Origin of the sequence: Bacteroides sp. AM07-18 (genome assembly GCF_003602695.1) — a bacterium.
Classification (GTDB): Bacteria; Bacteroidota; Bacteroidia; order Bacteroidales; family Bacteroidaceae; genus Bacteroides; species Bacteroides uniformis.
This window is the reverse complement of sequence record NZ_QTLM01000002.1, coordinates 150,224-163,060: the sequence shown is the minus strand read 5'-3', so window position 1 is coordinate 163,060 and position 12,837 is coordinate 150,224. Positions and strand designations below refer to the sequence as shown.

The following is a 12,837-nucleotide window of genomic DNA, read 5'->3' as shown; positions in this document are numbered from 1 at the left end:
ACCCAAAAAGAGACTGATTTATGAACGAACAAGCCATACAAGAACAATATCAGCATATCGTTACTCTACTCAAGCAGCAACGGCTGAAGGAAGCACAATCCCAACTGGAAGCCTTTCTTTGGAACAGCGGTGACTGGACACTCCGCAACCGCTTGGAACAAGCTCAGACATCCTATCAGTACATGCTGCAATACATGCGCCAGGGAATCGACGATCCTGAACGACAGAAACTATATCGCCAGATTCTGACCGAAACTTGGGAAGTCGCTGACCAGGCACGTCTGTCTCTCCTTGACGGAGTTTCCACGCACTATTACCATTCCCTGCGCAATAACCGGGAACGCCTCCCCAAAGAATACAATATTGCCGCACTGCAGAAGGTATTGGAATCTTTCCCTGATGACCTGGCCGTTTGTCAGCTGATGCCGGATAACCAAGGCATGGACGCCGTACTGCAACGGCACGAACAAACCGCCCAGGTTCTTTTCCTTTCCACATGGAGTAACAGTGACTGGTCTGCAGAAGACGAACAGCAAGCCAAAGGATTACTGGAATCAGAAATGCTTCCCGTCAATGATTTGTGCCTGTTCACCAGTGCCGTCATGCTCAGTCTGATGGAATGCTTCGATACCCGCAAATTCTCATGGTTGCTAGACGCCGTAACGCATGCAAATACGCAAGTAAACCAACGGGCTTTGGTAGGTATCGCTTTCGCACTTCTTTTTCATCCCACCCGTCTGTCGCTTTATCCCGAATTGACAGCCCGCCTTTCCCTGCTCAACGAAGACGGCAGTTTCGGCAAGCAACTGAACCGTATTTACATCGAGCTGCTCCGTAGCCAGGAAACGGAAAAGATAGACAAGAAGATGCGTGAAGAAATCATTCCGGAGATGATGAGGAATGTGAACATCATGCGCAACATGAAGTTCGGTTTTGAAGAGAACCCTGAGGAAAACGATCTTAATCCGGATTGGGAGAAAGCTTTTGAAAGTTCCGGACTGGGAGACAAGATACGGGAGATGAACGAATTACAGCTGGAAGGCGCTGACGTCTATATGAGTACGTTTGCACAACTCAAGACTTATCCGTTCTTTAAGGAACCGTACAACTGGTTCTATCCGTTCGACATGCATCACTCCAGCATCATCAAGGAATTCGGATTCAAGCCTACCGGAGACAATGCCATCCTCTCCCTTATCCTCCAATCCGGTTTCTTCTGCAATAGTGACAAGTATTCCCTTTGCTTTACAATGGCACATATACCACAGTCACAGCGTACGATGATGCTCAGCCAGATGACTTCCCAGGATTTGGATGCACTCATGGACGAAAGCAAATCTTCCGCTTTACGGCAGTATGCCGAACGACCGGATGTCATCAGCAACCAGTATGTCCACGACTTATACCGTTTCTTCAAGTTAAGCCAGCGCAGACACGAGTTCCGTGACATCTTCAAGGAAGAGATTGCCCTGCACCGTATCCCGGCACTCAAAGATATTCTGTGCAAACCCGAGCTGCTGATTACCATCGCCGATTTCCACTTCCGCAAAGAACACCCGGCAGAAGCATTGGAGCTTTATAAGGAATTGATAGCCTTGAACCATGCAAATGCAGACATTTTCCAAAAGGCTGGCTATTGCCTGCAAAAGGAAAAGAGGTATAAGGAAGCGATAGACGCCTACCTGAAAGCCGATGTACTAAAGCCCGACCATGTCTGGACAATCCGCCATCTCGCTACGTGCTACAGGCAGATAAGGGACTTTGCCTCTGCACTGGAATACTACAAGAAAGTGGAGGCAATCCAGCCGGAAAACCATAATATCCTTTTCTACGCCGGAAGCTGCCTTGCCGAACTGGAAAGATATGAAGAGGCTCTGCAATATTTCTTCAAGCTTGATTTCATCGAAAGCAATTGTATCAAAGCATGGCGTGCTATAGGCTGGTGTTCGTTTGTCAACGGCAAGTATGAGCAAGCAATGAAGTATTACGAAAAGATACTCGCCTCCAAACCACTCGCAGCAGACTATCTCAATGCCGGACATGTTGCTTGGAGAACGGGCAAAATAGAAAAAGCTGCAGAACTTTACAGTAAAGCAGCTTTGGAATATGGCGGGCAGGAGATTTTTAGAGAAATGTTCGGTAAAGACAAAGAAACACTTGTCAGACAAGGAATCAGTGAAAAAGATATCCCTCTAATGATGGATCTGGTTTAGACCTCCAACAACTCCCTGTACAGCCTCTGTACGGGGAGCCCCATTATATTATAGTAACTCCCGGATATGTTTTCCACCCCGATGAATCCAATCCACTCTTGTACACCATAAGCTCCGGCTTTATCCATGGGGTGGTATTTGTCCACATAATAGGCAATTTCCTCTTCGTTCAGTTTGGCAAAACGCACTTCTGTTGCCGCCGCAAAACTGCGTTGCCACTCAGTGGTAGTGATGCATACACCGGTAAACACTTCATGGGTACGTCCGGACATGTCGCGCAACATCTGCATAGCTTCTTCCCTATTCTTGGGTTTTCCGAGAACTTGTCCATCCAGCCAGACAATGGTATCTGCTGTAATCATCAATTCGTCCGGATGCATCATATCACGGTAGGCATCTGCCTTTTCCCTGGATATGTAGAGAGGAATATCCGCTCCCCGCAACGTTTCGGGATAAGACTCGTCCACATCGGGCAAAGTTCTTACTTCATATTCCACTCCCAAACCAGCCAGCAATTCTTTCCTTCGCGGAGAGTTAGAGGCAAGAATCACCTTATATTTCTTCAGATTATCCAACATCATATCATTTACGATTTGACGATTTACAATTTAACGATTGAAACAACTACCAACCAAAAGCTTTTTCATCTGCCATCCAAAGCCCTTGCACTTTCAATACCTGTTCCACAATGTCGCGACCACAGCCATAACCGCCTTCTGCATACGAAATATAGCGAGCCACAGCCTTTACCTCAGGCACAGCATCCTTAGGACAACACGGCAAACCACACTCACGCATCACCTCCAAGTCGGGAATATCATCACCTACATACAATATTTCCTCGTCCTTCAAGCCATGACGGTCACGGAAGTCATGGTAATCATGGATTTTAACAGAAGAACCCATATAGATATTTCCATCCTCAAAACCTAAAGAAGTAAAACGCTTGCGGACTGCTTCTGTACGTCCACCCGTAATTATACCCAGCAACACACCTTGCTTAGCGGCCAGATGCAGGGAATAACCATCCTTTATGTTGACCGTACGCAGAGGTTCACCCTCCGAACTCATAGGGATAACATTGGCACTCAGCACACCGTCCACATCAAAAACAAGGGCTTTTATCTTTTTCAAATCATAGTTTATGGTACTCATTGCACTTTTTTCTTGTTCATTATAATATACCTATATGCAGCAAAACATTAGTTCAAAAGAGGCAAGCATCGGCATCCGGTTATCTTATTGCCAACCGATGTATATTCTCGCTAATCTCCCGATATAGTTCCAGCATTTGCGGCTCATCGGCAAGCATCCGCAGATGCTCGTCAATGACATTCTCATCATAGCGCACAGCCGGTCCTGTCTGTGCGGCAAGCGGTTCCAGCTCATGCACCTTGCGGGCCGTCTCGTCTATCAAGGGGAGCATTGCCTCGAACGGCAACCCGTACTTTTTCAGCAGTTCAGCAGCCAACACATACATGTGATTGGTAAAATTGCACGTAAACACAGCCGCCAGATGCAAACTTTTGCGCTGCTCAGAACTTGCTTCATACACTTTTTCCGATAGGGCAGAAGCAATGTCCTTCAGAAGCTGCACATCCTCTTCCGAGTTGCTTTCCACAAAACACGGTATCTGTCCAAAATCCACTTCACGCTGCTTACTGAAAGTCTGCATCGGATAAAGCACTCCATAACGCACTACATGCCCCTGCCAAATATTCATAGGAATACTGCCGGCTGTATGCACCCATAAAGCATTCTCCTTTCCAGAAACAATCTGGGGTAATAATTCTACAAAAGCCGCGTCCTTCAGCGAAACGATATAAAGCTGTGCCTCCTTCGTAACCGCCTGCAGCTCCGTGGTATATGCAGCTTCCACCGTCTGTGCCAATTCCTGCGCCGATTCTTTTGTACGGCTGTAGACCTGCACAATACGAAACCCTTTCCGATAAAGAGCCTTTGCCAGATTAGTAGCCAGATTTCCGGCACCGATAAAGGCAATGGACGTATCTTCTATACTTCTTCCTGCCATACGCTTATCTTGTTGCCAACCAATACAGAATAGTCCCTAATACCAGCAACGCCAACGGCAGCAGATAAGCGGACATCGTACCGAGTAAGGCAGTTATCAACCCGAAGTTCAATATCAGCCACAAACCTATCAATACCAATCCCACTGACTTGTCATGCTTGAACAGCAAAAAAATCACTGCGGTATACAATAGAAAATTATCCTTATTCATCACCCACGGCAAGCCGATTGCAGAAAAATGCACCAATTTGTCCACCAAGTAAAGAATGCCGAATACAATCAGTGTGATGGCAGTGGCCTTATATGTATCACGGTTATTGTTTGCTTTTGCTGCACTCACTGTTACTTTCCTCCGTACTTATTGATATGTATCTTTTCCCACTGCAGATTGTCTTCGTTGAAAGGCTTGCGCTCCATCCCCTTATGGCCGATAGCAATAACACTAAGCACCTGCAACTGCAAAGGAATATCCAACACCTCGTGCACATACTCGCCGGAAGGCATACCGGAAGCCGTAAAACGTTCGCGCACCTGCACCCAGCAGCTTCCCAGCCCCATATCTTCGGCCTGAAGTTGCAGGTAGATGGAAGCAATGGAGGCATCTTCTATCCACACATCGCTTGCCAGAGGGTCGGCAACAACCACTACAGCCAGTGCCGCATCGGCAATGAACTGCGATGCCTGCTCCTTGCAATAGGACAATTCCTTCAATTTATCCTTCTCGTCCACCACTATGAACTGCCATGCATTGCTACGCTTCGACGTGGGTGCCATCAGGGCTGCTTTCATCAAAGTAACGACTTGTTCTTGTGTCAATTCTTCTTCTGTAAACTTCCGCATGCTGCGGCGTGCTTTTATCAATTCACTGAAACTTTCCATAATGATTTTATGTGCTAATATGCTAATGTGCACATCGACACATTAACAATAATTTTTGCAAAGATACGAGATTATTTTTTAAATTTGCAGGCCATGCCCCTCAAACTCACTACATATTACCGTGGGAGCAAGGTTCCTGACCTGCCAGGCACCAACACCTTCCATTCCACAGAGTTGTTCCGAATCTACGAGGCAACTCCGGGGTATACCCCCATACTCATTGTGGCATCCGAAGATGACAAGCCCGTTGCGAAACTGCTTGCCGCCATACGTAAAAGTGTCCGCATGTTTCCACCCGGCATCATCAAAAGATGTGAGGTGTACGGTACGGGAGAATATTTCAATAACGAGGCAGACAAAGAGATTATCTTCAGTGACATGCTGCAAAGGCTTACCAATGAAGCATTGCGCAATTCTTTTCTCATCGAGTTCCGCAACCTGGAAAATGCCATGTTCGGATACAAATCTTTCCGAGACAACCAATACATCGCCATCAATTGGCTGCGGGTACGCAACTCGCTGCACAGCGTCGAAAAGGTGGAAGAGCGTTTCAGCCCGTCACGTATCCGGCAAATAAAGAAAGGGCTCAAAAACGGCGCCCAAGTACGGGAAGCACGTACCAAAGAGGAGATTCTCTGTTTTGCCCAGATGTTGCGCCACGTATATTCTTCCAAGATACGGCGCCACTTCCCCAGCATCAAGTTCTTTCAGCATCTCGAAAACCAGTTGACAAAAGGGCAGCAAAGCAAAATCTTCATCGTCATTTATAAGGAGAAGATTATCGGTGGCAGCGCATGCATTTATTCAGATGACAGCGCCTATCTATGGTTCTCTGGTGGCATGCGCAAGACTTATGCCCTGCAATATCCGGGGATTCTTGCCGTATGGAAAGCACTGGATGATGCCAAACAACGCGGATACCGCCACTTAGAGTTCATGGACGTGGGACTTCCCTTCCGCAGGCATGGCTACCGTGAGTTCGTTCTCCGCTTCGGGGGAAAACAAAGCAGCACCCGACGCTGGTTCCGTTTCCGTTGGAACTGGCTGAATCGGGTGCTGATAAAGATGTATGAATGATTTTTACCGAAATTAGAAATTAGTGTAGACTACATATCCATGAGCCGGTACATTGACCTGTGTATTTATTGTTTCACTCTTTCCGGTAAAATAATTGGTCCAGTTACCAGCTGTTGCCGGGAAAGCTACATCAACCGCATTATGCGTAAAGTTGCCCATAACAACCAGCTGCTTGCCCGTTACACTTTCTACCAACAATGAACGACCGTTGTCCCAATCAGAAACTCCGACCTTCCATGTCAAGATGGCACTTGAATCGAACAATTCCGGATGGGCGTTACGCAATTTCATTAAATCCGCATAAACATCGTGCAGCTCCTTGCGGTTAGTATTCTCCAGATACTCCCAATGCAACGGTTTCCTGCCCGTACGTCCATTCTCCTCAATGGAAATGTCATATCCCATCTCTCCAAATTGCCAAACCATCTTAGGACCTGGAACAGTAAGGAAGAATGTAGTGTTCAGCGCCAACTGATTCATGCGAGCATCAAGGTCGGTTTTCAGTATACCTTCACCCCATTGCGACTGTTTGTAAGCTGCGCGTTCTTCATCATGACTTTCCATAAAACCTACCCATGCAGGTGTTTTCTCATAAAGGCTGCTAAAAGAACTATTTTCAGCATATCCCATAGCCGACTGACAATAGGCATTATTCAGGTTGCGCCATAAGTGCATGCCATCTGCAGCCAGTTCATTTTCTTCCTTTGAATCACAGAAATGCTCCAGGATAACATAAGAGCCCTCTTTCACTTCCTTGATGGCAGCATTATAATCCTTTAGGATAGCAATGCGACTTGCATCGTAATTGGATGCCGTGCTTTCAGTACAAGAAGTCTGTGTGAATCCTTTCGTCAGGTCAAAGCGGAACCCATCCACCTTATATTCCTTCAACAAGAATTGCAGATTGCGCTTCACAAACTTACGCACTAACGGGCTTTCATGATTGAAGTCATGGAACACACTATAAGGATGAGGTGCTTCCACATTGAAATATGGATTATTCTTTGCAGTCTTATCACCATCCCAATAAAGTTTAGCCAGCGGATTGTTTCCTGTAGCGTGATTATAGACCACATCCAGAATAACTGCCATACCCGCCTCATGGCAAGCGTCAATAAACTGCTTATACATGGCCTTTGTGCCATAAGCCTTATCCATCGCAAAAAAGAAGCAAGGATTATACCCCCAACTGTCGTTTCCGTCAAACTCCTGCACCGGCATCAGTTCGATGGCATTGACTCCCATAGCCTTCAGATAAGAAAGCTTGCCCATTGCACCATTGATGTCGCTGGAGGCGGTAAAGTCACGTAGATGCAATTCGTATATCACCAATTGCTCAGGATTTGCTATTTTAAAGTCATTGACCTTCCAGTTATAACTGTCTTTCTGTATCTTGAAGGTCGAAACGATTCCTACTCCTCCCTCAGGATAAGCCATACTTTCGTTATAGGTAGAAGCCGGAATATATTTATCATTATCAGGATCAAGAATCTTTTCCGTATAGGCATCAGCCAGGCGAACCACTTCACCCGCCTTCGTACCTACATAATATTGGAAAGCATACTCTTTGCCAGCATCCAGCCCCGCCAACGTAATCCACCAACATCCGGAAGCATCATCACGATACATCTGCGATTTTTCGTCATTGCCCAATGTCCAGTTATTGAAGTCGCCCACTACATGGGCAAAGTCCTTATGATTCCCATTCGCATCTTTGTCATAAAGTACCAGTGTCACCGTAGAATTATCCACTACATTGATACCCTCGACCATACCGGCCGGCACTGCTGCAGTTTTAATTTCACCAGGAACAAAACCTTCATATTTTGTGTCGGTCACCTCAACAAAGGAATCCGATTCTATCCCTTTCTTATTGCCGTCTGCACTGCGAATCACTATTCCGAGCCGGTTCACCGGTGTCTTCCCGCTTCCAAACCATTCCCGGATATTCGGGCTCAGCGTAATGCTCCATACGTTGGCTTCGGTTGAAGTCATCTTACATTTATCCTTGTTTTCCGTCCACTCTGCCGGAACGAACAGCCAAGTTCCTTCACTGACCACACCAATATGCACATACACATCTCCTTTATGCCCATAGAGAGCAGACTTTGCATCCGCTTTAAAAGTAATTACAAGGGACTGGTCGGCATCCGGTGCTGCCGGTGTAAAACTCAAACCATCCGGAGCTACAATCGCATTGGCAGCCTGAGTGACAGATATTTCTTTCTTCTTCGAACCGGATACAATATTCAATTGTGCCGTCCGCGCTTTCCCTGTCTCATTCTTGCCGACAGAAACCATAATCGTAGCTTTCCCGGACGTACCTTTTGCCGGACTGATGTTGCACCAACCGGTATCTTCACCACTCAGCTCGGCTGTCCACTGCTGCCCGGCCTCAAAACTGACGCTTTGCGAAGAAGCAGCTTCACCAAAGCTAAAACCTTGCTCAAAGATTGATTCACTACCGGAAGCAGGAGTCAGATACTCCTGGAACTCCTCTTTGTCGTCACTGCATGCCGCGAATGCCAGCACTAAACTGAAGCATATTAAATGCCATAAAACAGAAATCTTACGTTGATTGATAATTTTCATAATATGAAGTGTTCAAAGTTATCACTTCACAAATATAGCCGGAAAAGAAAGGGCAAACCGATTAACGCAAGAGAAAAGTAGCAGCAAGCTTACGGAAACGTTTGCATGGCAAGCAAATGTTCCCGTACCACCATGTTTTATGAAAGCTGAATGACAAACTTTTGTAGCCAATCAACCTACTTCCTCGCAGATACGCATTTCCATACCTTTATACACCACCACAATCTTATGCAACCGGGTGGTGCCGATGCCACGCTTCACCGTTTCCGTCTCGGCATAGCGGTCGGCCTGGGCGATGGCTTCCCGGCGAAGTTCCTCCACACGGGTTTCGGAATCCTTATACTTGGCATATTTCAGTTCTACGATGTAGCTGTGCTTCATGTCGGAGTAGATTTCCAGCATCGGGCAGAGGAAAATATCGACATAACCTTCCTGCGTGTCCTGCTCGGAGACGGGACGGTAGAAACGGTTCTGCGCAGTCATGGCAAGGGTAAAGCCGTGGACGAAGGACTCGCCCTTCTGCTTGTCGCGCTGCGAGGCATAGCGGTGCAGGCAGTCGGCAATGTAGCCGAAGTAGGATTGCCAGTCGCCGTCGTAAGCCAGAGCCGAGGAAAGTTCGCTCTTCTCGTAAGAGCTGAAGCTCAGGTCGGCCTCGTCGTAAGTATTCAGCAGATAGGTATAGAGCTGTTCCTGCACCACCATGTTGGGGATGGTGAGCCTTGTCTTTCCTTTATACGTGCCGCTGATGGTGAGCATTCCGAAGTAGTAGAGCAGACTGATGAAGTTGTCGGGATTGGTGATGCTGACGGCAGGGAAGCTGTCTTTCAGTTCACCGGTGATGAAGCCTTGACTCACGAGAGTCTGTATGACGGAAGCATCGTGGGCAAATTCCTTGTCCTTGCGGATGAGCATGCGCAGCTTTTCGTAGTCGATGCGGATATTGCTCTCTATCATGTTGCGTGGCGCTTTGCCATCGTCAATGTAGTTCTTGACGAAGTAAAGCACCATATTGGAATTGTACATGGTGGTTTCACCGTAACATTCCTGCGCGAAGCAGTAGTTGTCGTACCACGGTTTCATCATCTCCATCAACTCGTCCACGCTGTGGTGGAAGGGGCTGTTTGCTGAATAATAGGCCAACATTTCGCGCACCTCCTCCTCGGTGAATCCCATCATCTGGTTGAACTTCGGCGCGAGGGAATAGTTGGTGCCGATGTTGAATCCGCTGCTGAGATCGTCCATCGTCACGGGGCTTACGCCGGTGATGAAACAACGTTTGATGCATGAATCCGTTCCTGCTTTCACCTTGTTGAAGAAAGCGCGCAGATAACCTTCGCCATGCGTCTCGTCCGTATATCGGCGCAGGCTTTCGGGACTGGAAAGGATGGTGTTGGTGAAGTGGTCGTACTCGTCGATGAAGAGATACATATCCTGTCCGGCACGTTCACAAGCCTGACAGAGGAAGTCCAGCTGCTCCACGGCTCCGTTCGCCTTGCGCAGTCCTTCCAGAGTGTCTTGCGGAAGGAGGTCGGCGTATATCTTGCAGAAGTTCTCGAAAGTAATGCCGCAATGCGCATCCAGCCCTCTGCGGTAGTCGTTCAGCTCGCCGCCGATGCCGGAGAAGTTGAGATGGAGCACCAGATAGCTGTTGCGGCTCGGCGTGGGATGCTGCCCGATGTACAGGTCACCGAAAAGGGCTTCGAACTTGTCACGGGTGCGCACGTCGTAGTATTGTCTCAGCAAGTTCAGCGTGAGGCTCTTGCCGAAGCGGCGCGGACGGATGAAGAAGAAGAAGCGGTCCGCCTCCTCTATCATGGGGATGAAGCGGGTCTTGTCCACATAATAATAATTGTCTTGGCGGATATCCGCGAAGTTCATCATGCCGTAGGGAAGTCTCTTTCTGCCGGGTACTATGTATTTCAATGGGTCCATCTGCTGTCCTCCTGTTGTTTTTTCTATTCAATCAGCCACTTTTGGCATCAACGACACAAAGATAGCAAAAGTTCTTGTAGAGAGGCGCATTGCTGCTGATTTTTCAAGTTTTCCTCCACGGCTCTTTCATTTAGAGGAGTTGTCGGGAGCTAGAAGGAGTTATCGGGAGTTAAAGGCCGATACTCTTGTTGATATATAACGATACTACCGGCTTCCAACTCCCTTTAACTCCCGATAACTCCTTCTGACTCCCTTAAATGAAAGAGCCGTGGTTTTCCTCGGTTTAGCTTGACCGATTGTAGAATAAACGATAAGGATTACGAATCAAGAAACACGGATATGACAACAGAACCAAATCAACTTGCGGAACTTCAATATGGTTGCGAGGTTGCTCTCCCTTGGCGTTCATCATCGTCAAGGCAAGCATCCTTATGCTTCAGCACCGTTTTCCTTTGATAAAAACGCCTACAGGGCTGACGCATTATAGTTTTTACCATAAATATTTTCTATGTTGTATTCCTAATAATTGAATACCTTTTTATTTGTTATTAACTTTATAAATCAATCACTTACGTTTTTTGAGTTCACAAAAAGAAACAATATTCATCCCGATTGCGACTAAAGCCACAACCTATGAACTAACCCAAAGCCGTAAGCCTTGTGTCGTTTAAAATTAAATAAAAGCCCTATTAGACAAACTTCTATAAGTTGTACCACAATGTATGCAGCCAACAATTTACTTCTTCAGAATAATAGGTAGGACGCAACAATCTATTTAGAGATGCAACCTTGAAGGTTCATCATAATTTATGCAGGAGTCGTCCCGGTTGAAATTTGCCTGAAGGGCTCTTTTATATTTTCTGTCAGTAACATCTGTCATGCTCATACTTTTTTCCACTTTTGAGTATAATCAGTATTCTGTTTGACAATTTACGGGTTATGCGGATTATCGCCTCTTGCGGCAACATACGCTTGCAATACTCTCCGTAGGCAGCGGCCAATGCCCTGTCTTGCCGTATGGCTACCAAGGCGCTCTCCACCAGTAAAGGGCCAAGCCGCTTATTTCCTCTGAACGTCATCTCGCCGTGACTTGTCTTTTCACCGCTGCTATGGCTTGTAGGTACCAGTCCCAGATAGGAGGCGAATTGTCTTTCATTACGGAAGCGGTGAATGTCACCTATCTCTGTCAAAAGGCACATGCCTGTAATCATACCAATACCGGGAATGGAGACGATGTTCTCGTATGCTTCCCCATAACGCCCGTTACGGGATAACGTACGTACCAGACGGGTAATCTCAAGGAGACTCTTACGAAACAACTCCACTTGTCTCAACAACAGATCCAGTGAATTTCGACTTTCTGATAACAGTTGTACATCTTCATGTACCCATTTAAGATAGCGTTTCGACCAATGAGACTTTGAGTTTTGAAAACATTCAGGATAAATAACTCCGTTATTATAAAGCAGGTGCTTCACTCGTGACTTGTAACCGGAAAGTTGCCGTTTCAAAGTTATACGCAAACGCATGACGTTACGGTCATCAAGAACCTCTTTCTTAGGGATGTAAATACCCCGAAGCAGACCGGACTTCAAAGCCCTCGCTATTTTGGTGGAGTCAATGGCATCTGTTTTCATCACGGATTCGTATTGTCCCGTCGGAATATCGGCAGCATGAACCGGAAGACATTCTATACCAAAATCCAACAATGAATAATAAGTGGAGAAGCCACTGAAACCGGCCTCATAAGCGGACAGATAATTACCGTTGGGATAATGTTTCTTCAAATGTTCAAAGAGCGCTTGGGCGGAAGACTGCTGGCTGTGCTTTTTCAAGCAACCGGATTCGGTGAGGATTGACACATGCCAAGTCTTCAAATGAACGTCAATACCTATATAGATATTTTGACCTTCAAAATTTAATTCTTTTCTTTGCACCATAGGTGTAATAGTTTTAATTACTGAATATTGAATCTTGTCAATTACAAATTTAGTAATTCAATTATTGCGCCTATTTTACTTTATCTAAAATTCATTGGTCGGGGAGCGCCCAGCGGCAAGGGGCGGGACCACCCGTCCCGACAAGCGAATATTTTCAGCATTTACAAACATA

10 protein-coding genes are annotated in these 12,837 nt (G+C 46.6%); 2 read left to right on the top strand and 8 right to left on the bottom strand.

The annotated features are described in order from the left end of the window. The first annotated feature begins 20 nt into the window (after nucleotides 1-20). Nucleotides 21-2,213, top strand: a complete 2,193-nt coding sequence (locus DW096_RS04140) for a tetratricopeptide repeat protein (RefSeq protein ID WP_005826360.1) — start codon at nucleotides 21-23, stop codon at nucleotides 2,211-2,213. Here DW096_RS04140 and DW096_RS04135 read toward each other — a convergent pair. The 5 genes from DW096_RS04135 to DW096_RS04115 all read right to left on the bottom strand — a co-directional run bounded on the left by DW096_RS04135 (nucleotide 2,210) and on the right by DW096_RS04115 (nucleotide 5,124). After that, nucleotides 2,210-2,791, bottom strand: a complete 582-nt coding sequence (locus tag DW096_RS04135; protein WP_008663872.1) for a Maf-like protein — start codon at nucleotides 2,789-2,791, stop codon at nucleotides 2,210-2,212. The two genes, DW096_RS04140 and DW096_RS04135, sit on opposite strands and share 4 nt — an antisense overlap. 46 nt (nucleotides 2,792-2,837) lie before the next feature. Next, nucleotides 2,838-3,368, bottom strand: coding sequence for an HAD family hydrolase (locus DW096_RS04130; protein WP_005826358.1), 531 nt, complete (start codon nucleotides 3,366-3,368; stop codon nucleotides 2,838-2,840). A gap of 79 nt (nucleotides 3,369-3,447) precedes the next feature. After that, complete coding sequence (locus tag DW096_RS04125; RefSeq protein ID WP_087332735.1) at nucleotides 3,448-4,245, bottom strand: Rossmann-like and DUF2520 domain-containing protein; 798 nt, start codon at nucleotides 4,243-4,245, stop codon at nucleotides 3,448-3,450. A 4-nt stretch (nucleotides 4,246-4,249) separates the two neighbouring features. Continuing rightward, entirely contained in the window at nucleotides 4,250-4,585 is a 336-nt protein-coding gene (locus DW096_RS04120; protein ID WP_087332736.1) for a hypothetical protein, read from the bottom strand. A gap of 2 nt (nucleotides 4,586-4,587) precedes the next feature. Then, nucleotides 4,588-5,124 (bottom strand): nitroreductase family protein, encoded by a 537-nt coding sequence (locus DW096_RS04115; RefSeq protein WP_005826354.1) that lies wholly within the window; start codon nucleotides 5,122-5,124, stop codon nucleotides 4,588-4,590. Between the two features lie 93 nt (nucleotides 5,125-5,217). Here DW096_RS04115 and DW096_RS04110 point away from each other — a divergent pair, with 93 nt between their 5' ends. After that, nucleotides 5,218-6,201 (top strand): GNAT family N-acetyltransferase, encoded by a 984-nt coding sequence (locus DW096_RS04110; protein WP_120028719.1) that lies wholly within the window; start codon nucleotides 5,218-5,220, stop codon nucleotides 6,199-6,201. 12 nt (nucleotides 6,202-6,213) lie between these two features. Here DW096_RS04110 and DW096_RS04105 read toward each other — a convergent pair whose 3' ends face one another. The 3 genes from DW096_RS04105 to DW096_RS04095 form a co-directional block, all read right to left on the bottom strand. Continuing rightward, a complete protein-coding gene (locus DW096_RS04105; protein WP_118930936.1) occupies nucleotides 6,214-8,793 on the bottom strand; it encodes an alpha-amylase family glycosyl hydrolase in 2,580 nt (859 codons plus the stop codon). Nucleotides 8,794-8,964: 171 nt separating this feature from the next. Next, nucleotides 8,965-10,725: an AAA family ATPase gene (locus tag DW096_RS04100; RefSeq protein ID WP_087332739.1), complete on the bottom strand. Its 1,761-nt coding sequence runs from the start codon at nucleotides 10,723-10,725 to the stop codon at nucleotides 8,965-8,967. A gap of 863 nt (nucleotides 10,726-11,588) precedes the next feature. Beyond that, nucleotides 11,589-12,665, bottom strand: coding sequence for an IS110 family transposase (locus DW096_RS04095; protein ID WP_005835758.1), 1,077 nt, complete (start codon nucleotides 12,663-12,665; stop codon nucleotides 11,589-11,591). Between the last annotated feature and the right edge of the window lie 172 nt (nucleotides 12,666-12,837).